The sequence below is a fragment of the Streptomyces sp. NEAU-174 genome, from assembly GCF_052665095.1.
The window spans coordinates 401171-422417 of the sequence record NZ_JBQTCE010000011.1 but is presented as its reverse complement, the minus strand read 5'-3'; the positions used below and the strand labels follow the sequence as shown (position 1 = coordinate 422417).

General features: G+C 71.6%; 16 protein-coding genes and 1 pseudogene. 10 read left to right on the top strand and 7 right to left on the bottom strand.

Annotated elements, in window-relative coordinates; all coding sequences use genetic code 11:
* Positions 1 to 114: 114 nt before the first annotated feature.
* The 5 genes and pseudogenes from ACT2CW_RS30795 to ACT2CW_RS30775 all read left to right on the top strand — a co-directional run bounded on the left by ACT2CW_RS30795 (position 115) and on the right by ACT2CW_RS30775 (position 5763).
* Positions 115 to 873, top strand: coding sequence for an enoyl-CoA hydratase/isomerase family protein (locus ACT2CW_RS30795; protein WP_445518993.1), 759 nt, complete (start codon positions 115 to 117; stop codon positions 871 to 873).
* A 247-nt stretch (positions 874 to 1120) separates the two neighbouring features.
* Positions 1121 to 2311, top strand: coding sequence for an ATP-grasp domain-containing protein (locus tag ACT2CW_RS30790; protein ID WP_445518992.1), 1191 nt, complete (start codon positions 1121 to 1123; stop codon positions 2309 to 2311).
* The gene (locus ACT2CW_RS30785; RefSeq protein ID WP_445518991.1) at positions 2308 to 2787 is read left to right on the top strand and encodes a hypothetical protein; all 480 of its coding nucleotides are present in this window, start codon (positions 2308 to 2310) and stop codon (positions 2785 to 2787) included. The genes ACT2CW_RS30790 and ACT2CW_RS30785 overlap by 4 nt, the downstream gene beginning before the upstream one ends.
* Before the next feature lie 338 nt (positions 2788 to 3125).
* Positions 3126 to 4190: pseudogene (locus ACT2CW_RS30780) on the top strand (endo-1,4-beta-xylanase); the annotation flags it as partial.
* 172 nt (positions 4191 to 4362) lie between these two features.
* Positions 4363 to 5763: a WD40 repeat domain-containing protein gene (locus ACT2CW_RS30775; protein WP_445518990.1), complete on the top strand. Its 1401-nt coding sequence runs from the start codon at positions 4363 to 4365 to the stop codon at positions 5761 to 5763.
* A 50-nt stretch (positions 5764 to 5813) separates the two neighbouring features.
* Here ACT2CW_RS30775 and ACT2CW_RS30770 read toward each other — a convergent pair whose 3' ends face one another.
* Both ACT2CW_RS30770 and ACT2CW_RS30765 read right to left on the bottom strand, forming a co-directional pair.
* Entirely contained in the window at positions 5814 to 7298 is a 1485-nt protein-coding gene (locus tag ACT2CW_RS30770) for an ATP-binding protein (RefSeq protein ID WP_445518989.1), read from the bottom strand.
* Complete coding sequence (locus ACT2CW_RS30765; protein ID WP_445518988.1) at positions 7295 to 8029, bottom strand: response regulator transcription factor; 735 nt, start codon at positions 8027 to 8029, stop codon at positions 7295 to 7297. The genes ACT2CW_RS30770 and ACT2CW_RS30765 overlap by 4 nt, the downstream gene beginning before the upstream one ends.
* Before the next feature lie 147 nt (positions 8030 to 8176).
* Here ACT2CW_RS30765 and ACT2CW_RS30760 point away from each other — a divergent pair, with 147 nt between their 5' ends.
* From ACT2CW_RS30760 to ACT2CW_RS30750, 3 genes are read left to right on the top strand one after another with little or no spacing between them, the layout of a single operon-like run.
* Positions 8177 to 9541, top strand: coding sequence for a ferredoxin reductase family protein (locus ACT2CW_RS30760; protein WP_445518987.1), 1365 nt, complete (start codon positions 8177 to 8179; stop codon positions 9539 to 9541).
* Between the two features lie 55 nt (positions 9542 to 9596).
* Entirely contained in the window at positions 9597 to 10022 is a 426-nt protein-coding gene (locus tag ACT2CW_RS30755; RefSeq protein WP_445518986.1) for an FMN-binding protein, read from the top strand.
* A gap of 43 nt (positions 10023 to 10065) precedes the next feature.
* Complete coding sequence (locus tag ACT2CW_RS30750) at positions 10066 to 10797, top strand: FAD:protein FMN transferase (protein WP_445519017.1); 732 nt, start codon at positions 10066 to 10068, stop codon at positions 10795 to 10797.
* Positions 10798 to 10827: 30 nt separating this feature from the next.
* Here the strand turns inward: ACT2CW_RS30750 and ACT2CW_RS30745 are convergent, their stop codons facing one another.
* Entirely contained in the window at positions 10828 to 13437 is a 2610-nt protein-coding gene (locus ACT2CW_RS30745) for a cation-translocating P-type ATPase (protein ID WP_445518985.1), read from the bottom strand.
* A 220-nt stretch (positions 13438 to 13657) separates the two neighbouring features.
* Between ACT2CW_RS30745 and ACT2CW_RS30740 the strand changes: the two genes are divergently transcribed.
* Positions 13658 to 14536, top strand: coding sequence for a universal stress protein (locus tag ACT2CW_RS30740; RefSeq protein ID WP_414081432.1), 879 nt, complete (start codon positions 13658 to 13660; stop codon positions 14534 to 14536).
* A gap of 22 nt (positions 14537 to 14558) precedes the next feature.
* Here ACT2CW_RS30740 and ACT2CW_RS30735 read toward each other — a convergent pair whose 3' ends face one another.
* From ACT2CW_RS30735 to ACT2CW_RS30720, 4 genes are read right to left on the bottom strand one after another with little or no spacing between them, the layout of a single operon-like run.
* Positions 14559 to 17288, bottom strand: coding sequence for a bifunctional acetate--CoA ligase family protein/GNAT family N-acetyltransferase (locus ACT2CW_RS30735; RefSeq protein ID WP_445518984.1), 2730 nt, complete (start codon positions 17286 to 17288; stop codon positions 14559 to 14561).
* Positions 17285 to 18142: a polyphosphate kinase 2 gene (gene ppk2, locus ACT2CW_RS30730; protein ID WP_445518983.1), complete on the bottom strand. Its 858-nt coding sequence runs from the start codon at positions 18140 to 18142 to the stop codon at positions 17285 to 17287. The genes ACT2CW_RS30735 and ppk2 overlap by 4 nt, the downstream gene beginning before the upstream one ends.
* Before the next feature lie 58 nt (positions 18143 to 18200).
* The gene (locus ACT2CW_RS30725) at positions 18201 to 19052 is read right to left on the bottom strand and encodes a universal stress protein (protein ID WP_445519016.1); all 852 of its coding nucleotides are present in this window, start codon (positions 19050 to 19052) and stop codon (positions 18201 to 18203) included.
* A gap of 44 nt (positions 19053 to 19096) precedes the next feature.
* Positions 19097 to 19771 carry a CBS domain-containing protein gene (locus ACT2CW_RS30720; RefSeq protein ID WP_164426178.1) on the bottom strand — a complete coding sequence of 225 codons (675 nt, stop codon included), beginning with the start codon at positions 19769 to 19771 and terminating at the stop codon, positions 19097 to 19099.
* A 235-nt stretch (positions 19772 to 20006) separates the two neighbouring features.
* Between ACT2CW_RS30720 and ACT2CW_RS30715 the strand changes: the two genes are divergently transcribed.
* On the top strand, positions 20007 to 21239 hold the full coding sequence (locus tag ACT2CW_RS30715; RefSeq protein WP_445518982.1) for an Acg family FMN-binding oxidoreductase: 1233 nt from the start codon (positions 20007 to 20009) through the stop codon (positions 21237 to 21239).
* Positions 21240 to 21247: the final 8 nt, after the last annotated feature.

The window sequence follows — 21247 nt, the reverse complement described above, 5'->3', positions numbered from 1 at the left end:
GGCCACGCCCACGGCCCCTGCCGCCGGGCACCCCGCTGCCACCGCCCAAAACACGTGGCGCGGCAACGACCCGCAACATCCCTTGAGCACCGAGGCAGGAGAAGCACCAGCGCCATGACTGTCACCGACACAACGCCCGCCGCCTCCCCGGAGGCCGGCACCGTGGAGATCGAGCGCACCGGCGAGCACCAGGAGATCGCCGTCCTCACGCTGCGGCGGGAGCGGAAGCTCAACGCGCTCTCCACCCATATGGAGTCCGCCCTGCTCGACGCACTGCGCGACCCGCAGGTGCGCACCAGCCGGGCCGTGGTCGTCACCGGAGTGCCGCGCGCCTTCTCGGCCGGGGCGGACACCGGCGAGCTGCGCGAGATGACCCCCGAGGCGATCGCCGACTACTACCGCTCGTCCGGCGCGGTGTACGAGGCGTTCGCCGCCCTCCCCCAGCCGACCGTGGCGGCCCTGTCGGGCTACTGCCTCGGTGGCGGCCTCGAACTGGCGCTGGCCGCGGACATCCGGGTGGCCGACCCGGACACGGTCTTCGGCCTGCCCGAGGTGGGCATCGGCATTCTGCCCAGCTCCGGCGGGGTGACCCGGCTGGTGCGCGAGGTCGGACCGGCCCGCACCCGGGATCTGGTGCTGCGCGGCCGCCGCTTCGGCGCGCGGGAGGCGTACACCTGGGGGCTGATCGGGGAGATCGCCGAAGGCGGAACCGTCCGGGAGAAGGCGGTGGAGATCGCCGTGGAGCTGGCCGGACAGCCGCGGCTCGCCGTCTCGGTCGCCAAGCAGGTGATCACGGCCGCCACCGACGCTCCGCGCGAGGCGGCGCTGCTGCTGGAGCAGCTCGCCTACGCCGCGCTCAACCGGACCGGCTGAACCGGTCGGACGCGACCACGACCGTCAGGGGGGATCCGCGCACCACACGTCCGTCCACGCTCACCCGCACGTCACGCCCCGCCGGGCGGGTTCGGCCTCGTCGCCGAGTCCGACACCGACACCGACACCACGGCCCGCACTTCCTTACCACGGAGATTGATCCGTGACCCACATCACAGGCCCCGCCTCCGCATTCCCATGAAATGATGTTCACCGTTTTGGCTGGTCGTAATCGGGGGAGACGAGAATGCCGACGATGATTGTCATCGGGTTCAGGGACGGCCTGGACGAGGCACTGCGACGCCGAGGCCTGGAGCCCTTCTATATCGTCCAGACTCCGGTGAACCCTCCGGAGGGCCGGGGCTTCACCTACGTCACCGACATGGAGAACGCCCAGGAAATATTGCGCGCGGTGCTTGCCGCACGACTGGACGATATAGCCGGAGTGCTGACCGTCCATGAGATGGGCGTATTCGGAGCGGCCTATCTGCGGCAGCAGCTGAACCTTCCCGGCAATACGGATTCACGGACCACTCTCTATTTCCGGGACAAGTACCTACAGAAGAGCAAGCTGCCGCCTCACATCCGGCGAGCGCGCTGCCGCTATGTCTCCGTGGGCACGTCGTTCAAGGATCTCGCCGACGATCTGGGAGAGATCTTCGTGGTCAAACCGGCCACCGGAGCCGGTGCCCTTCGCACGGCCATCGTCCGGTCCCCGGAAGAGTACGAACGGGCCTTGACCCTGTTCACCGGGCAGTCGGACGTCGAGGTCGTCGCCGAGTCCTTCGTCGACGCCCCGGAAGTCTATATGGACGGCGTCTGGCGGAACGGCGATCTCAAGTGGTCGTCCATGAGCCGCAACCACACCTCACCGCTGAGTGCCGTACAGGGCGGCGTTCTGGCCGCCCACATCCTGGACAGAAGGCGCCGTCCGACGCTTTTCCAGCAAGCGGAGACGCTCGCAAGGCAGGCGCTCGCCGGCCTCGACGCACCTGATTGCGTATTCCATCTGGAAGCATTCACGGAAGACGCGGGGCTGACGTTCGGCGAGTGCGCCATCCGCCTCCCCGGCGCACTCTCCCCCCAGGTCAATAAGCTGACATTCGGCGTCGACCTCTTCGACGTCGAGATCGGCCTCGCGCTGGGGGAAGAGCCGACCGAGCCGCTCAACAGCGGTGACCCGGATCGCTTCTACGGATACATCCTGCTCCGCCGCCCGAAGAGCGGAAGCCTCACGCAACAGGATTTCGAGCGCAACTTCCGCTTCGACGAGATCCAGTATTCCTCGTCCCCCGATACGCCGGTCGGCCCGTACGGCCGCGTGGGGCAGGCCGTCGTATCCGACCAGGATGAGCTGAAACTCCAGGAGACAATCGAGGAAATCATGCGGTTCAACGCGGCCGGCGGCGGATACGCCCAGTCCCCGGGCGAATCATGATCGTGGGTCTCGGCATCTCCGCGTTATGTGCCTTCGGCGCGCTGATCGCCCTGGTCGGCGTCGTCGCGATGGCGCTTCCGGGGCGGCCCCAGCCGTGGCCGCTGCATCTGATGCGGCGTGGTGCGGGGCTGACCGCCGCTGCCGCGGCGTCCATCTACACCCTGGGACTCTTCGCCGTTCTCACGTCCGAGCACGAGTTCAGCAACGGAGCCGACTCGGTGCCGGCTCCGGCATGCCGTGAGGGCTTCGACCCCGGCGTGGTGCAGCACCTCTCCCATCACCGGTCCTCCTACCTGCCGCTCCGCTTCGACTGCGTCCTCGACGACGGCACGGTCTACTCCAGCGATCCCGCTTACGCATGGATGAACTGGATGGCCCTGCTCCTCGCGCTGTCCGGTGCGCTGCTCGTCATCGGCGCGGGCTACGTGACCGAACTCCACGCCAGGAAGCACGCGCGTTGCCGCCAAGGGCGTTGACGCTTCGCGTGAGGCGTCTATCATTCCATGGCATCCGACAGGCCGACTGACGTTCGATTACCCGAACGAAGGCTTGGCCGAGGCGGCTTGTGCGTGCCGCGCGAACCGGACACCACAGAAAAGCACCCGCACCGTCCCCACCGGTACCACCCAGGCACTCCAGGCACTGGCACTCATGCGGTCGTATTTGGGAGCGCTCCCATTGGGAGCCCTGATCCCCAAGGAGAGAGATGAACCTTCCGAACCGACGTGGCCGAGGTGGACGAAATGGCCGAAATGGCGGCCCACATGGCCGCCGACCCCGAGCCTGGACGCTCGGGCTGCTGGCCGCCGTCGCGATGGCGGTCCCCGGAGCCGCGAACGCCGCGTCCGACGATACCCGGGCCACCACCCTGGGCGCCCAAGCCGCCCAGTCCGGCCGGTACTTCGGCACCGCCGTGGCCGCCGGCAAGCTCGGCGACGCGACGTACTCGACGATCCTGAACCGCGAGTTCAACGCGGTCACCCCGGAGAACGAGATGAAGTGGGATACCATCGAGCGGTCCCGCGGCTCGTTCAACTTCGGCCCCGCCGACCAGATCGTGGGCCAGGCCACCTCGCACGGACAGCGCGTACGCGGCCACACCCTGGTCTGGCACTCCCAGTTGCCCAGCTGGGTCAGTTCCATCACCGACGCGAACACCCTGCGCAGCGTGATGAACAACCACATCACCACCACGGTGAACCACTACAAGGGCAAAATCCTCGCCTGGGACGTGGTGAACGAGGCGTTCGCCGACGGCGGCAGTGGCCAGCACCGTCCCTCGGTGTTCCAGAACCTGCTGGGCAACGGCTTCATCGAGGAGGCGTTCCGCACCGCTCGATCGGCCGACCCGTCGGCCAAGCTGTGCTACAACGACTACAACATCGAGAACTGGAGCGACGCCAAGACCCAGGGCGTCTATCGGATGGTGCGCGACTTCAAGTCGCGCGGCGTACCCATCGACTGCGTCGGCTTCCAGGCCCACTTCGGCACCGGTGGCCCGCCCGCGAGTTTCCAGACCACCCTGGCCAACTTCGCCGCCCTCGGTGTGGATGTGCAGATCACCGAACTGGACATCGCGCAGGCACCGACGGCCGCGTACGCGAACACGGTCAAGGCGTGTATGAACGTCTCGCGCTGCACCGGCATCACCGTCTGGGGCATCCGGGACAGCGACTCCTGGCGCGCCGGGGAGAACCCGCTGCTGTTCGACCGTGGCGGCAACAAGAAACCGGCCTATCAATCCGTACTGACCGCGCTGGGTGGCACCGGGGCCACGTCGCCCGCCAGGGCCGCCGCGCTGCCGTCCGCCTTCTCCTGAAGCTCCAGCGGCGTCCTGATGTCCCCCAAGCCGGACTCGACCCACGACATCGCCGGGCTCTGCTGATGGTCAACTCCACCTGCTGACGCCACCGGTGGCGAGTCACCCTGTGCTCCTCGAAGCAACGCTGTCAGACCCCTCTGGAAGCATCATGGACGTTCCGACACCGGGCGATGGGCCAACAGGCCGGTGTCGGTGGGTCCGCACCACCACTTCCAGAGGGGGACGACGAATGTCGACCGACATGTACGGCGTACGGGTTCTTGCCGTGGATCCGGATGAGCTCCGCGCCAGGTTGAAGGTGTTCGTCGTCTACTACGACGTGGGCTCGCGCACCCACATCCCGCTGCCGAACGAGGAGCCCAACACCTTCCTGCACTTCCTCTGGGAGGCGGCGTCCGGCTACTTGGGCGACGGCGACGACCGCACGGGCCCGCTCGGGCGCGCCGTGAGCACCAGCCAACTCCTCGACTACGAATGGGCCGATACCCACGCCCGCCGGTTCATCTCCCGGGTCGAGCGGGTGGAGCTCGGCAACTACCCGCTCACGGACGACCAGTGGGAGGGCATGCATGACTTCTACTACGAGCGCGGCGGCGCCTGGCAGGACGAGGACCTGCTGATCCAGGCCGAGTACGAGATCCGGGTCACCGACCGCAAGTGGCTGGAGCCGCTGAGCGTGGGCGACGGCTGGGGCTCGGCGGCCTTTCCGCTCAACGGCGACAGCTGGACCGCCGAGGACTCCCCGCACATACCCGATCTGGCCCACCAGGCCGTCACACTGCGGCCGTTCGAGACCACGACCGGCAGCGTCAAGTACGACCATGTCAGCGGGATGGACTTCTCCGACGACGGCAAGTACCTGGCCGTGTGCAGCGATCAGGGGCGGGTATGGGTCTACGACACTGCCGACTGGAGCGAGGTGGTGCACACCCACGCCGGTGACTGGATCGTGCCGCTGATGATGTGGGTGCCGGGCGGTCACGTCCTCGTGGTCAAGGGCTACAGCACCGGCGACGGGCCGGAGGAGCGGGAGCAGTGGGCGTACGACGTCGACCGGCGGGCCGAGGCCGAGGCTCCCTTCCAGCTCGGGCATCTGCGCTCACGCGACGGCGCGCACCGCATCAGCCCGAACCGTGCCCGCGAGGGCGGCTTCGACCTGCACGGCGACGAGCGCGAGCCCTACCGCCGTGTCTCCCACGCAGGTGAGTGGGACCCGATCCAGTGCACGGCCTTCTCCGGCGACTCGTCACGGCTCTTCCTCGGCGCGCAGCAGAACCTCTATGTGGTCGACACGGCGACGGGCGAGGTGATCGACAAGGTGGCCGATGCCTCGGAACGGCTGTTCACCCTCGCCTCGAACGAGGACGGCAGCTATCTGGCCGTCGGCAGCTTCAGCCGCAAGCTGGGCTATCTGGACTTCCGTGAGCGGCGCCCGCACGAACTGTGCGTGTGGCGGATGGCCGACAAGAAGATCATCCTTGGCCGTCAGATGCGCACCTACGTCGACGCCCTCAGCTGGTCCCCGGACAACCGCTGGCTCGCCGCCGCCCTGGAACCCCTCTCCGACGAGGGCTTCCACCGCGGCAAGGCCGAACTGGCCATCTTCCCGATGGGACCGGTGGACGACTGAGAAGGGCCCCTCGCGGGGCCTTCACAGACCGTGACCCGCGAAGGCCGCGATCAGCCCGTTCGGCCCGCATCGGACGCCGCGGTAGGGCAGGGGAGCCGGGCCCGGAAGACGGTGGCGCCCGGCCCGCTGGTCAGCGTGATCGTGCCGCCGTGCGCGGCGACCACGGCCCGCACGATCGCCAACCCCAGTCCCGTTCCGCCGGCCGCCCGCGAGCGGCCGGGATCGGCGCGCGCGAACCGCTCGAACACCTCGCGCTGAAGTGCGTCCGGGACGCCCGGCCCGTCGTCCGCCACCGTCAGCTCGGCGTCGCCGTCCGCCACGGCGAGCCGGACCGTGACCCGGGTGCCGGGTGGGGTGTGGGTGCGGGCGTTGGTGAGCAGGTTGCCCACCACCTGCTGGAGACGGTGCTCGTCGCCGAGCACCGTCACCGGTTCCTCGGCCAGCTCCAGTTTCCAGCGGTGGCCTGGCCCGGCGGCCCGTGCGTCGCCCGTCGCGTCCAGTACCAGCCGGGTCAGATCGACCGCTCGGCGGGCCAGTGGCCGTCCCGCGTCGAGGCGGGCGAGCAGCAGCAGATCGTCCACCAGTGTGGACATCCGCTCCGACTCGGCCTGGATCCGCTCCAGCGCGTGCCGCACCTCGGCCGGCACCGGACCCGGATGGCGCAGCGCCAGCTCGGCGTGGCCGCGGACGGAGGCCACCGGGGTGCGCAGCTCATGGCTGGCGTCGGCGGCGAAGTGCCGCAGCCGCTCCTCGCTCGCCTGGCGACGGGCCAGCGCGTCCCCGACGTGGCCGAGCATGCGGTTGAGCGCGGTGCCCACCTGACCCACCTCGGTACGCGGATCGGTGTCCGGCACCGGCGGTGGCATGGCCACCTCACCGCTGGCCAGCGGCAGCTCGGCCACCCCGGCGGCGGTCGTGGTCACCCGTCGCAGCGGGCGCAGCGACAGCCGTACCCACAGTGCCCCGGCCACCCCGGTGACCAGCAGCGCGCTGCCGAAGACCACGGTTTCCACGATCTCCAGCCGATGTACGGTCTCCTCCACCGGACGCAGCGGCAGCCCGGTGACCAGAACATCCCCGTCGTCCCCGTGGACGGCGACCACGCGGTAGCCGCCGAGCGCGGACAGCCGCACACCGTGGCCGTCGCCGTCCACCGGCACCCCCGCCAGGACCCGCCGGTCGGCGCCGGTCAGCGGTACGGCGGCGTCCGTCTGGTCGCGTACCACCGCGGCATCGGTCGTCGTACCGCGCAGCAGCCGGGCGCCGAAGGTGCGGTCCGACTGGCCGCGGGTGTCGGGCGCGTTGTCGGCGTCGGGGTGCCGCTCACCGTGCTCCAGACTGGCCGGGAACCGGCCTCCGGCCGCCGTGAGCTGCTGGTCCAGCCGGCGCACCAGAAATCCCTCCAGGGCGAACACCGTGGTCAGCCCCACCGCCAGACTCGCCACCGCCAGCAGCACCACCAGCCCCGCGGTCAGCCGGGCGCGCAGCGTACGGGGCGGCCACCAGGACAGCCACCTGGTGAGCGGCCGCGTCATGAAACCTCCGCCTTCAGCACATAGCCGACCCCGCGCACCGTGTGGATCAGCGGCGCCCGCCCCGCGTCGATCTTCTTGCGCAGATAGCTGATGTACAGCTCGACCACATGGGCCTGGCCGCCGAAGTCGTAGCTCCACACCCGGTCCAGGATCTGCGCCTTGGACAGCGCCCGGCGGGGGTTGCGCATCAGGAACCGCAGCAGCTCGAACTCGGTGCGGGACAGCTCCACGGCCACACCTCCGCGGGTCACCTCCCGCGCCTGCTCGTCCATCACCAGATCCGCGACCACCAGCCGGTCGTCGCCCGGCTCCCGCGCCATCCCGGCCCGGCGCAGCAGCCCGCGCAGCCGGGCCAGCACCTCCTCAAGGCTGAACGGCTTGGTCACATAGTCGTCGCCGCCCGCCGTGATGCCCGCGATCCGGTCCTCCACCGCGTCCCGCGCGGTCAGGAAGAGCACGCACACATCCGGCAGCTCGGACCGCATCGCGCGCAGCACCGCGAGCCCGTCGGTGTCCGGCAGCATCCAGTCGAGCACCACCGCGTCCGGCCGGAACGCCCGCGCGGCGTCCAGCGCGGACGCGCCGTCGGCGGCGGTACGGACCTCCCAGCCTTCGTAGCGCAGCGCACCCGACAGCACCTCGGTCAGATCGGGTTCGTCGTCGACGACGAGGACGCGGACCCGGGCGCCGTCAGGTCGCAGCAGAAAACGGCCGGTGGAGTGCGTATCCATGATGCGTCCAGCATCCCTCGCGGTGCGCGGTGCCGAGACCCGCCCTTCCTCTGAGTTTCCTCTGAATCCGAACGGGTCCGCTCGGGTTCAGAGGGTCCTCAGAGCTTCGCGGATGACGCTGACCGGGCACTCACCGAGAGGACTCCCATGAGCAGCACGACGCCACCGGTCCCGGCCATGACCCGCCCGTCCCGGTCGGCACCGCGCCCGCCCAGCCCCGTCCCGGTGCTCGCGCACCTGATGATCTGGGGTGGGGCCGCCGCAGTCCTGGCACTGTGGTGGAGCGACACCCCCTCGGTCGTCGGCGCCACCGGCTGGCTGACCGGCGCGGGGCGGATCACCGGGCTGCTCGCCGGATACGCGTGCGCGATCCTCCTGCTGCTGATGGCGCGCGTACCGCTGCTGGACCGCGCCATCGGCACCGACCGGCTGGCCCGCTGGCACGCGATGGGCGGCCGCTACACGATCTCGCTGACCTGCGCCCATGTCCTGCTGATCATCTGGGGGTACTCGCTGGAATCGCGCACCGGGGTGGTGGACCAGACCGCCACCCTCGTCCTCCACTACCCGGACCTGCTCAAGGGGACGATCGGCTTCTCGCTGTTCCTCGTCACCGCGATCGTGTCCGCGCGCGCCGTGCGCCGTCGCCTCCCCTACGAGATCTGGCACCTTCTGCACTTCGCGACCTATCTCGCGGTCTTCCTGGCCTTCGGGCACCAGCTCTCCGACGGGGCCGACTTCACCGGAGACCGCACCGCCCAGCTGGTCTGGTACGCCCTCTACATCGCGGTGGCGGCGCTGCTGGCCTGGTACCGGTTCGCCGTCCCGGCGCGCCGGGCGCTGCGCCACCGGCTGTACGTCGCCGAGGTCCGGCCCGAGGCTCCGGGCGTCGTATCGGTGTATCTGTCGGGCAGCGGGCTGGCGGAGCTGCGCGCCGAGTCCGGCCAGTTCTTCCGCTGGCGGTTCCTGACCCGTGGCCTGTGGTGGGCCGCCAATCCCTACTCGCTGTCGGCCACTCCGCACCCCGCGTATCTGCGGATCACCGTCAAGGCGTCCGGTGGCCACAGCGCGGCCCTCGCCCGTCTCCGACCCGGCACCCGGGTGCTCGCCGAAGGGCCGTACGGGGCCTTCACCGCGCGCCGTCGCCGCGCCCGCAAGACCCTCCTGCTGGGTGGCGGTGTCGGGATCACCCCGCTGCGGGCCCTCTTCGAGACGCTGCCCGGTGAGGTGATCCTCGTCTACCGGGCCCGGCGCCCCGAGGACCTGGCCCTGCGCGGCGAGCTCGACGCGCTCGCCGCCGCGCGCGGGGCGGCCGTCCATTACGTCGTGGACGAGCCGACCGCCTACTTCTCACCGCTGACTCCGGAGGCGCTGCGCGGTCTGGTGCCCGACCTCGCCGAACGCGACGTCTACCTGTGCGGGCCGCCCGGGATGACCGAGGCCGCGTCCGCGGCCCTGCGCGGGGCCGGGGTGCCACGCGGCCGTATCCACCACGAGTCGTTCGCGCTCTGAGCCGTGCGCCACTTCCCCGGCGAAAGCGCCACCCCCGACGAACAGGAGTCAGACCGTGCGCAAGGCCGCCGTGACCACCGTAGCCACCGTGGCGGGAGTGATCCTGCTGCTGTCGCTCAAACCACACCAGAACCCGGCCTCGGGCATGACGGCATCGCCGCCTTCCTCCGCGCCGACCGGGCACAAGCCCTCGAGCAGCGGCGCCTCCGGCACGTACAGCGGCAGCGTGATCAATACCTCGTACGGACCGGTCCAGGTGTCCGTCACGCTCGCCCACGGCAGGATCACCGCCGTCAAGGCGCTCCGGACCCCGTCCGACCGGCCCCGCTCTCAGCAGATCGCCGCGGACGCCGTACCCCGGCTGACGCGGGAGGCGCTGAGTGCCCAGAGCGCGCACATCGACGCGGTCTCCGGCGCCACCTACACCAGCGAGGGGTACGCCCGGTCCCTCCAGAGCGCACTGGACCAGGCCGGTGTCTGAGGCGTGCGACCCCGCGCGCGGGCTGCGCCATGTCGAGCACGCCATGGGCACGGTGTTCTCCTTCGACCTCCGCGATCCGGTCACTCCGCCCGTCCGCCGGGCCCTGAAGGAGGCCGTGGCCTGGCTGCACCGCGTGGACGAGGTGTTCTCCACCCACTGTCCCGACAGCGTGATCAGCCGCCTGGGCCGCGGCGAGCCGGTCCCGGAGCGGTACGCCTCGGAGGTGGCCGAGGTGTTCGCCCTGTGCGACGAGGTGGCGCACACCACCGGCGGCTGGTTCAGCCACACCCCCTGCGGCCGGCTCGACCCCTCCGGGATGGTCAAGGGCTGGGCGATCGAGCGGGCGTCACGGATGCTGTACGAAGCGGGCGCGCACAACACCTGCGTCAACGGCGGCGGCGACATCCGGCTGCGCGGCGAGGCCGCCCCCGGCACACCCTGGCGGATCGGCATCGCCCACCCCACCCGCCCCGGCGAGCTGGCCGCCGTGGTCACCGGTCGCGATCTGGCCGTCGCCACCTCAGGGACGGCCGAGCGTGGCGCGCACGTGGTGAACCCGCACACCGGCGAGCCCGCCACCGTCCTGGCCTCTCTCACCCTGACCGGCCATGGCCTCACCCGGACCGACGCCTACGCCACGGCCGCGTTCGCCATGGGCGCCGGGGCCCGTGACTGGGTCGAGGCGCTGGAGGGCCACGAGGGGTTGGGGATCACCGCAGCGGGTGAGGTCTGGCGCACCCCGGGCTTTCCCGGGGCCACCGGGGCGGGGTCCTGAGGCCGCGCCGCCACCCGGCCGTCGGCCGGTTCAGCCAGGAGCCGGGCCGGGCGCCGGGTGGGTGCCGGGCGGGCGAGCCGGGAAGAGCCGCCTCTGCACGCGCATGACGACATGCCCCAGGCCGGAGAGCGCACCGGCGATCGCGAGATCGACAGGCGGCAGTGGCTCCGTACCCAGCAGGGCGCGCAGCGGCGGGAGATAGACGCCCGCCACTTGCAGGGCCAGGGCCGTGCCCACGGCCAGCAGCAGGAACGGGTTGGCGAGGCTCCCCGGGCGGGCCCGGGAGCCCAGCGCGACGCCGAGCTGAGTGGCGCCCAGAATCAGGAACATCATGGACTGCCAGGGGCGGCCGGTCTCCCGCGCCCAGACTCCGGCAGCCAGAGTGACACCGGCGACGAAGACCCCCATGGCCAGGATCCGCGGCCAGAGTCCGGCGCCCAGGACGCTCTCCTCGGGCGGGCGCGGTGGGTGGCGCATCGCCCCCGGCGCCACGGGTTCGGCTCCCATCGCCACACCGGGGAGGCCGTGGGTGAGCAGGTTGATCCACAGGATCTGGGCGGGGAGCAGGGGCAGGGGCATGCCGAGGAACGGGCCGAGGAGCATGACCAGGATTTCCGCCGTTCCTCCGGCGAGGGCGTAGAGCAGGAACCGGCGCACGTTGGCGTAGACACGGCGGCCCTCCTCGACGGCGGCGACGACGGTGGCCAGGTTGTCGTCGGCGAGCACGAGGTCGGCCGCCTGGCGGGCCACCTCGGTGCCGCGCTGTCCCATGGCCACGCCGATGTCCGCGCGGCGCAGCGCGGGACCGTCGTTGACGCCGTCGCCGGTCATCGCCACCACCTGCTTCGAGGCGCGCCACGCCTGGACGATGTCCAGTTTCTGATCGGGCGTGGTCCGGGCGTAGACGCGCGAGGCGGTCAGCGGGCCCGCGGTGCCCTGGCGGATCCGCATCCCCGTGGTGACCTCGTCCTCGCGGGCCACGATGCCCGCACGCGCGGCCACCGCCCGTGCGGTGAGAGGGTGGTCGCCGGTGATGAGGACCGGGGTGATACCGGCGTGTTGGCACGCCGTGACGGTGGTCCGGGAGGTGGCGCGGGGCGGGTCGAGGATGCCGACCAGGCCGAGCAGCGAAAGGCCCGATTCCCAGGCGTCGGGGCCCTGGAGCCGTGTCTCGTCGTGGTCGGCCGAGGCGATGGCGAGGACACGGTATCCGTCGCGGGCCAGTTCCTCGGCCTGGACGGCGGCCAGGGTCCGCGCGTCCAGGGGGTCGGTGAGGACCGGCGACCGGAGCATGACCTCGGGGGCTCCCTTGCATACGACCCGCAGTCCGCCGCCGGGCACGCGGTGCACCGTCGTCATGCGCTTGCGCGCGCTGTCGAACGGGATCTCGTCGGCCCGTGGCAGTTCGCGTTCCAGCGCGGCCCGGTCCAGGCCGAGTCTGGCCCCGGCCGCGAGCAGGGCCGCCTCGGTGGGGTCGCCCATCGCACGCCACCGTCCATCACCGTCCGAAGGAGGCTCCAGCGCGGCGTCGTTGCACAGCATCGAGGCGCGGAGCAGCGCGGCCAGGTCCGGGGCGTCGTTCACGGTCACCGGATGGCCGTCGCGTGTGACGCGGCCTTCGGGGTCGTAGCCGATGCCGCTGACGGTGGCGTCGCCCTGGGGTGTCCACAGCCTCTCCGCGGCCATCCGGCCCTCGGTCAGGGTGCCGGTCTTGTCGGTGGCGAGCACCGTGACCGAGCCCAGGGTCTCCACCGCGGGCAGTCGCCGGACGATTGCGTGGCGCTCCGCCATCCGCCGTGCCCCTAGGGCCAGGGCGAGGGTGACCACGGCGGGCAGGGACTCGGGTACAGCCGCGACGGCGAGGCTGATCGCGGCCACGACCATCAGCTCGACCGGCTGCCCGCGTACCAGGCCCAAGGCGAGCACCACCGCGCACAGTGCGACGGTCACGGCTGCCAGCACCCGGCCGAACCGGGCCAGTCGACGCTGGAGCGGGGTCAGTCCGGGCGCGGTTTCCATCAGCGCGGCGATGCGGCCGAGCGCGCTGTCCGGGCCGGTGCCGGTGACCTGGACCCGTCCGCGGCCGCGGACGACCACCGTGCCCGCCGAGACCGTGTCCGCCGACACCGCGTCCGCCGAGACCGTGGACGGCGGCCGGTCCGCGCCGGTGGTCTTCTCCACCGGGACGGACTCGCCCGTCAGCGCCGACTCGTCGACCAGGAGCAGGGCCGCGTCGACGACCTCACCGTCGGCGGGCACGATGTCCCCCTCGCCCAGCAGGACCAGGTCTCCCGGCACCACGTGGGCCGCCGGTACGGAACACTCGCCGCCGTCGCGTATCACCCGGGCGGTGGGCGCGCTGAGGGCGGTCAGGGCGGCCACGGCCCGTTCCGCCCGTACTTCCTGGACGACACCGGCCACGGTGTTCACCGTGATGACGAGCAGGATCACCGAGGCGTCGGGGAAGTCTCCGGTGGTCAGGGTCAGCACGGCGGCCACGAGCAACACCACGATCAGCGGGTCGCGCAACTGCTGGAGCACACGGCGCCACACCGGAGTGCGCCGCTCCCGGGCAACGACATTGGCCCCGTGCTCCCCCAGCCGCCGCGCCGCCTCCTCCCGCGACAGCCCCGCCGTCACCAGGGGTCATCCCTGATCGGCCACCCTCGCCGGGCGGCCAGGGTCCGCAAGGAGCCAATGTGCTCGGCGGGGCGAGGGGTCGGCATGCCTTCATCGTGTGGCCGATGTTCCCGGATCGCATCCGGCGCCCACGGGGCGGCGCCAGGAAGCAGGGCGGTGTGTCCGTGGCCACGGGGTACCCACATGCGGACGAGTCGACCGCAGGAAGGCGGTGGGGATGATGGCGCTCCCGCTGGTGGTGGGTGTCGATGGATCGGAGTCCAGCCTGGATGCCCTGGACTGGGCCGTGGACGAGGCGGCACGCCATGAGCTCCCCTTGCACCTGGTCAATGCCTCCCGATGGGAACGGTATGAGGGCCGCCTGCCCTCGTTCGGCACCGACCGGCCCACTGGGGATGTAGCGGCCGAGAACATCGTCGCCGCCTGCGCGGAACGTGCGACGTTGCGCAACCCTGAGGTGAAGGTGTCCGCCGAGGTCCTGGCCGAGGACACGGTGATGGCGCTGCTGGAGCAGAGCCGTGAGGCGTTCGCCGTGGTCACGGGGTCCCGTGGCAGGGGCGCGATCGCGGAGACGCTTCTGGGGTCGGTCAGTCTGGCGGTGGCGGCGCGTGCCGTCTCCCCGGTGGTCGTGGTCCGGGGCGGGGAGAAGAACCGCGCGGGCGCCCTCCGGCGCGTGGTCCTCGCCGTCGGCGACCTGGTGGAAGGGTCGGCGGCCGTACGATTCGCCTTCCGTGAGGCGCGGGCGCGGGACGCCGCACTACACGCCGTGCGTTCCTGGCGGCGCCCCGCGCACCCCCGCGCAGGTCAGTCGCCGCTGGAGCGCGAGGCGAGCAGCCTGATCTACGAGGAGCAGGCGGCGGGCGTCCTCAGCGAGGTGCTGGACCACGTCGAGCGCGGGCACGACGACATCACGGTCCATCGCGAAGTCATCGAAGGACCGGCGCACCAGGTCCTGCTGGACGTGTCGGAGCAGGCCGATCTGCTGGTCGTCGGTGCTCTCCGGCGGCGTGACCACACCGGTCTGGAGCTCGGCCGGGTCAGCCACGCCGTACTCCACCGCTCGGCATGCCCGGTCGTGATCGTGCCCCAGCGGGTGTGAGCGCGCACGCCACCAGGTCGGCTCAGGTCCGCCACTGCCGGGCAGCACGGAGTCGCCGCAGGTAGGGGTCGTGGGCGTGGCGTGGCAGGATGCGCAGCCGGACGTCCAGGGCGACGACTCCGTCGGGCCGGACCACTACCGGGTTGAGGTCGGTCTCGGCGAGCTGGGGGAGGTCACAGGCCATGCGGGACAGCCTCAGCAGCAGCTGTTCCAGCCCCTCCAGGTCCACCGGTCGGCCACCCCGGTAGCCGAAGAGCAGCGGGGCGCAGCGCGGGGCGGTGAGGAGGCTGTGCACATCGCGGTCGGTGAGCGGGGCCAGTCTCGCGGCGTGGTCGGCGAGGAGCTCGGTGGCGGTACCGCCGAGGCCGAAGAGCACCAGGGGGCCGAACACCTCGTCCTGGACGAGACCCGCGAACAGCTCGACACCCCGGCGCGCCATGGGCTGGAGGAGCGCACCGGCCATCCGGTCCCCGAAACGCGCCCGCAGGTCCCGGTAGGCGTGGCGCACCTGGTCCGGTCCCTCCAGATCGAGCCGCAGCGCTCCCAGGTCGCTCTTGTGCACCAGCCCGGGCCAGTACGCCTTGACGGCCACCCGGCCGCGTTCGTCCTCCACCAGGTGCCGTGCGGCGACCACGGCGGTGTCCTCGTCCTCGGCCCAGGCCCAGGGCAGCTGGGGGATGCGGTAGCGGTCGAGCAGGGCCGCGCAGTCACGGGGGTCCGGCCAGCCGCCGTCGGGGTGACGGGTGAGGAACTCCTCCACGATGGCCGTGGCACCGGCGGGGTCGATGCCCGACAGCGGTGGCACGCTGCCCGCCGGTTCGGCGCGCCAGCGCGCGTAGCGGGCGGCGTGGACGAGCGCGCGGGCCGCCGACTGGGGCTCGGAATAAGCCGGGACAGGGTGGTCGTCGGCGCTCGCGAGAAACCGTACGGGCACCTCCTGGTCGAGGAGGACCGCGGCCACCGGGCAGCGGTGTCGGCCGGGGGAGCCGGTGAGGGCCAGCAGCGGGTCGTCCCGCGTTCCGGTGGCCAGCGCGGTGGGCACGAGCGCCACCAGCACGGCGTCCACGGTCCCGTGTGCCGCCAGCCGGTCCACGCAGGAGCGCATCCGCTGAGCGGTGACGGCCGCCGTGGTGTCGACGGGGTTGCCGGTGGCGGCGCCGGGCGGCAGGACCGCCCGCAGTTCACCGGCCAGACCGGGGTCCAGCGCGGGGACGGTGAGTCCGGCGTCGACGCAGGCGTCAGCCGCGAGCACACCGGCGCCTCCCGCGTTGCTCACCACCGCGACCCGGATGCCCGCGGGCAGCGGCTGCGCGTGCAACAGGGCCGTGGTGTCGACCAGTTCGGCGATACTTCGGGTGGCGATGATGCCAGCCTGGGTGAACAGGGCACCGCGGGTCATGGTGGGGGTGGCCGCGGCGGCGGTGTGCGAAGCGGCCGCGCGCCGTCCGGCCTCCGAGCGGCCCGCGTCGACGGTGAGCACGGGCATGGTGCGGGCGACGCGGCGCGCGGTGCGGGAGAAGGCCCGCGGATTGCCGAAGGACTCCAGGTGGAGCACGGCGAGCCGGGTACTGGGGTCCGCCTCCCACCACTGGAGCATGTCATTGCCGCTGACGTCGTACTTGTCGCCCAGCGACACGAAGCTGGACACGCCGATGCCGAGCCGGCCGAACCGCTCGAGCAGCGCGATGCCGACCCCTCCGGACTGCACGGCGACCCCCGCGCACCCCGGCAGCGGAGGATGCGCGGCGAACGTGGCGTTCAGGCGCGCCTCCTCGGCCGTGTCGGCGATCCCCAGGCAGTTGGGGCCCACCAGCCGCATCCCGTGACGTCGGCAGCAGGTGAACAGCGCCTCCGCCTGGCCGGTGTCGAGCCCCGCCGTCAGGACGACCAGCGCCCGCACCCCCGCGTCGCCGCACTCCCCGGCGACGTCGGGCACCGCGGGCGCCGGTACGGCGAGCACGACGAGATCCGGTACCAGCGGGAGGGCCGCCACGGAGGGGAACGCGGGCGTCCCCTCGACGGCCCGGGCGTGCGGGTTGACCGCGTACAGCGCCCCGGTGAAGCCACCCGACCGCAGTTTGCCCAGTACGGCCCGCCCGACCGATCCGGGCCGCCGGCCCGCCCCCACGACGGCCACCGAACGCGGCCTCAGCAGTGGCCGAAGGCTGGCCACGTCGGCGATCCGGCCCCGTCGGTCCACCGCCGACAGGTAGTGCTCGTCCTGCTCCAGGTGGACGGTGCAGTGGACGTCGGTGCCGTCGAAGTGCCGGGAGGTGCGCAGGCCCAGATCGGCGAAGACCTTCAGGACCTCGTGATTCTCGGCGAGCGCTTCGGCGGTGAAGCCGGAGATGCCAGCCTCCCGGGCCGCGTGGACCATGTGTTCGAGCAGCAGTGTGCCGATGCCCTGCCCGTGACGGCCCTCGGCGACGGCCAGGGCGATGTCGGCAGACACCGGTCCGCCGGGGGCCACGGGCAGCATGGCGTACTCGGCCACCCCGACCACCCGGCCGTCCGCCAGCGCGAGGAGCGCACGGTAACCGCGGTGTCCCGGCGCGCACACGCGATCCGCCGCCTCCTGCGCGTAGCGCGGGTTGACGGCGAAGAACCGCAGCCGCGTGGCCTCGGGGGACATCTCCTGATGCATGCGCAGGACCTCGTCGCGGTCCTGGGGCCGGGCGGGGCGTATCTCGACGGTGGAGCCGTCGGCGAGCAGGGCGTGGACCGCATCGGAGCGGGATGTGGTGTCCGTCATCGGCGTCCGCTTCCGTCGGCCTTATCCGCGTCCGAGGCCGGCCCGCGATCCGGTGCCCGGAGCGAGGCCGCGTGGTCGGGCACGAAATTCTGTAGGTGTTTGGGCGGCCGCTGGTAGCCAGTGGGCGCGGGGCGGGGAGGCAGACGCAACTCCGGAAGCCGGACGTCGCCGTACGGAACGGTCGACAGCAGATGGGCGATCATGTTGATCCGGGCGGCGCGCTTGTCGTCGCTCTCGACGACGTACCACGGGGCCTCAGAAATGTCGGTGTACGCGAACATCTCGTCCTTGGCGCGGGAGTACGCCTCCCAGCGGGTGATGGACTCCAGATCCATCGCGGAGATCTTCCAGCGTCGCGTGGGATCGCTCAGGCGCTGTCGGAACCGCCGTTCCTGCTCGGGGTCGCTCACCGAGAACCAGTACTTGCGCAGCAGGATCCCGTCCTCGACCAGCATCCGTTCGAAGACCGGGCACTGGTGGAGGAAGCGCTGGTGCTCCTCCTCGGTGCAGAACCCCATGACGCGTTCGACACCGGCCCGGTTGTACCAGCTGCGGTCGAAGAGCACGATCTCCCCCGCGGCGGGAAGCTGCTCGACATAGCGCTGGAAGTACCACTGGGTGCGTTCGCGGTCCGTGGGCACGGGCAGGGCGACGGTGCGGACGACGCGCGGGTTGAGGCGTGCGGTGACCCGTTTGATCGCGCCGCCCTTCCCGGCCGCGTCCCGTCCCTCGAAGACCACCACCACGCGCTGTTCCTCGGCCCGCACCCACTCCTGGAGCTTGACCAGTTCGATCTGTAGACGCCGCAGTTCCTTCTCGTACGCGCCACGCGGCAGTCGTCCTGGGTGAATCATGGGCTCTCCACCATCAGGGATGACGACGGTCATCCGTCCCGCCCATGCCGGGTCCCGGTCATTCGTGGGGTACGACGGCGACCGGACACCCCGCGTGGTGCGCCGCGGCCTGCACCACGGGGCCCAGGCGGAGCCCCAGTGCGGGCGGGTGCTTGCGCCGTCCGACCATCAGCAGATCGCTGTCGGCCGCGGCCTGGACGACGGCTCGGGCCGGGCTCTCCAGCCGGATCTCGTCGACGACCCTCACCCTGGGAAACTTCTCCCGCCACGGCCGCAGCACCTCGTCCAGCTCCCGTCGCGCCCGCTCCATGGTGTCCCGGGCCGTTTCATCGCCCCCGGTGGCGGCGCGGGACCCGTCGGGCTTGCGTCCGTGTACGGCGTGCAGGGGCACATCGCGGGTGAACGCCGTGACGTAGGCGAACTCCAGGAGGTTGTCCTGCGGGCCGTGCAGGCTCAGGCCCACGACCACATGCCGTCGTCGTCCTTCCGCCCCCTGCCCCGCGCGCATCAGCACCACCGGCCGTTCCGCCCGGGCGATGGTGTGCAGCCCGGTGTCACCGAGGAAGAAGCTCGCCACCCGGTCCAGCCCCCGCGACCCGAGCACCAGCAGGCGGGAGTGCGCCGCCGCGTCGAGCAGGGCCGTCTCGGCCTCGTCCGCCACCAGGTCCTCGATGATGGTCAGCTTCGGATGGTCGCGGGCCAGCTCGGCGTGCGCGTCGTGCACGATCCGCTTCGCCCAGTAGTTCTGGTCATCGGCCGCCGGGCTGTCGGGCGTGGGCGGGGCCAGCAGGATCCACGCGTGTGTCAGACGCAGCGCCAGCTCCCGCCGCTCCGCCTCGTCCGCGGCCCAGTGCGCGGCGGCCAGGCTCTCGGGTGAGCCGTCGAGGCCCACGGTGACCACTTGTTCCATGACGGTTTGTTCCACGGTGGTGCCTCCCGCCGGATTTCCCGGGTTCACGCGGCCAGGGCGGGGCCGCCGGTGTCATCGGTGTCGTAGGCGATGTGTTCGGTGACCGAGACGACCCCGTCGACGCCCCGGCACAGTCTCACGATGACCGGGACCAGGCTCCTGGCCTCGACCGATCCGTCCAGCGTGACCTCGCCCTCCCGTACGTCGACCGTCATGGCCGAGGGCGCCAGCCGCAGTGTTCGCCGCAGCAGATCCCGTTCGATCTCGTCGCGGATCGCGTCGTCGTGGCGCAGGAACACCCGCAGCAGATCGCCACGGCTGATGATGCCGAGCAGCTTGTCGGTCTCGTCCACCACGGGAAGCCGCTTGATGTTCCGGTCCGACATCACACGGGCCGCCTCGACGACCGTCCACTCCGGACGCGCGCACACGGCGGGCGCCGACATCAGCTCCTCCGCCCTCGCCCCCTCCGCCTTCGCGCGCTCCCACGCCTCCAGATGCGGGACCGGCAGGAGACCGGAGGGGTCCGCCTGGCCGGACGACTTGCGCAGCAGATCGCCCTCGGACACCACGCCGATCGGACGTCCCGAACCGTCCACGACCGGTACGGCGGTGACATCGCTCTCCGCGAGCAGCGCCACGAGTTCCTTGAACGGCATGTCACGGGGCGCCTGGACCACCGGGCGCGTCATGAGGTCTCCGACCGTTCTGTGGTGCATGTTCCGACTCCTCTCGCACCTCGCGGTGGGTCGGCCGGTGTTCCCTTGTCAGGCCTTGGCTCCGCTTTCGAGCCTGCCAGCTCGTCCCCGCCACCGGATGAGCCTCATGGCTCCCTCTCCCGGCCACCCGGCCCACCACGGGGCCGTCCGACCCCTCGATCCAGGGCTTTCCGTCCCCAGGACACCACTCACCTGCGGTGACACAGTGGATGTGAGGCGGAAAGGCGGGATGTCGATGCGTGCGCATGTCGGCGACCAACTGATTGTCGAAAGCCCCACCACAGGTGTCACCAAACGGGACGGTGAGATCGTCGGACTCCACCATGACGACGGGACACCTCCCTATGAGGTGCGGTGGTCGGACACCGACCAGGTCACCCTTGTGTTCCCCGGTCCTGACGCACACATTCAGCCCATCGGCCACGGGCGCGAAGGGCAGCGGGAGGCGACCGGGCAGGGCACGTCCGCGGCGACGCACCGAGGTGCTCGTGCGCTCTCCGAAGCGGTGGTCATGTCGTTGGTGGAGGACGCCACGGCCGCGCCCTCGATGCACAACGCGCAGCCCTGGCGGTTCGAGTACTCCCGGCGCAGGCGAGTCTTTCACCTCAGGGCCGACCTCCGTGGCGCTCTGCCGCACTCCGACCCCGAGCTCCGCGCCCTGCACATCGGCTGCGGCGCCGCCCTGATGAACCTGCGGGTCGCGGTGGCGCACGAGGGCTGGGAGGCGCAGACCCGGCCGCTGCCCGACCCCGGCGACCCGATGCTGCTGGCGTCGTTGACTCTGACCCGCCCGCTCGGTGACGAGGCCGATCCGGCCGACTTGTACCCGGCCGTGCGCACCCGGCACACCAGCCGGTACCCCTTCGACGAGAGGGAGATCCCCACGCCGGTGCGGACGGCACTCGTCGACGCCGCGCACCGGGAGCAGGTCGCGCTGTCCTTCGTCTCCGGCTGGCATCTCCAGTACGTCGTGGACCTGGCGCTGGAGGCCGAGGCCCGCAATCTCACCGATGCCGGCGCCGCCGCGGACCTGGCCCGCTTCACCCGCCGGGCGGACGATACGCGGTCGGCCACCGAAGGGGTCCCGGAGTACGCCTTCGGGCCCCGCCGCCGGATCGGCAAGGCTCCCATGCGGGACTTCGCGGGCGGCAAGCCCGTCCCAGGCCGCCCCATGGCCGATTTCGAGACCCTCCCCCATCTGGTGTTGCTGAGCACCTCCAGCGACCGCCCGGTGGACTGGCTGCGCACCGGCCAGGCGGTGGAGCGGGTGCTGCTGCGCGCCACTCTGGCGGGCCTGTCCGCCTCGTTCGTCACCCAGGCCCTCGAATGGCACGACCTGCGCTGGCCGCTGCGCGACCCGATGTCGGGCATGGCCTACGTGCAGATGGTGCTGCGGCTCGGATACGGCCCTCCGGGCCCGCAGACCCCCAGGCGACCGGTCGACGACGTGCTGGACATCGAGCCGTAGCCCCGGCC

Excerpts from the sequence above, each read along its gene's own strand:
- ACT2CW_RS30760 (WP_445518987.1), top strand. The coding sequence starts at position 8,177 with ATGAGCAGCACGACGCCACCGGTCCCGGCCATGACCCGCCCGTCCCGG.
- ACT2CW_RS30790 (WP_445518992.1), top strand. The coding sequence starts at position 1,121 with ATGCCGACGATGATTGTCATCGGGTTCAGGGACGGCCTGGACGAGGCA.
- ACT2CW_RS30775 (WP_445518990.1), top strand. The coding sequence starts at position 4,363 with ATGTCGACCGACATGTACGGCGTACGGGTTCTTGCCGTGGATCCGGAT.
- ACT2CW_RS30770 (WP_445518989.1), bottom strand. The coding sequence starts at position 7,298 with ATGACGCGGCCGCTCACCAGGTGGCTGTCCTGGTGGCCGCCCCGTACG.
- ACT2CW_RS30725 (WP_445519016.1), bottom strand. The coding sequence starts at position 19,052 with ATGGAACAAGTGGTCACCGTGGGCCTCGACGGCTCACCCGAGAGCCTG.
- ACT2CW_RS30795 (WP_445518993.1), top strand. The coding sequence starts at position 115 with ATGACTGTCACCGACACAACGCCCGCCGCCTCCCCGGAGGCCGGCACC.
- ACT2CW_RS30735 (WP_445518984.1), bottom strand. The coding sequence starts at position 17,288 with ATGACGGACACCACATCCCGCTCCGATGCGGTCCACGCCCTGCTCGCC.
- ppk2 (WP_445518983.1), bottom strand. The coding sequence starts at position 18,142 with ATGATTCACCCAGGACGACTGCCGCGTGGCGCGTACGAGAAGGAACTG.
- ACT2CW_RS30785 (WP_445518991.1), top strand. The coding sequence starts at position 2,308 with ATGATCGTGGGTCTCGGCATCTCCGCGTTATGTGCCTTCGGCGCGCTG.
- ACT2CW_RS30740 (WP_414081432.1), top strand. The coding sequence starts at position 13,658 with ATGGCGCTCCCGCTGGTGGTGGGTGTCGATGGATCGGAGTCCAGCCTG.
- ACT2CW_RS30750 (WP_445519017.1), top strand. The coding sequence starts at position 10,066 with ATGGGCACGGTGTTCTCCTTCGACCTCCGCGATCCGGTCACTCCGCCC.
- ACT2CW_RS30720 (WP_164426178.1), bottom strand. The coding sequence starts at position 19,771 with ATGCACCACAGAACGGTCGGAGACCTCATGACGCGCCCGGTGGTCCAG.
- ACT2CW_RS30715 (WP_445518982.1), top strand. The coding sequence starts at position 20,007 with ATGCGTGCGCATGTCGGCGACCAACTGATTGTCGAAAGCCCCACCACA.
- ACT2CW_RS30765 (WP_445518988.1), bottom strand. The coding sequence starts at position 8,029 with ATGGATACGCACTCCACCGGCCGTTTTCTGCTGCGACCTGACGGCGCC.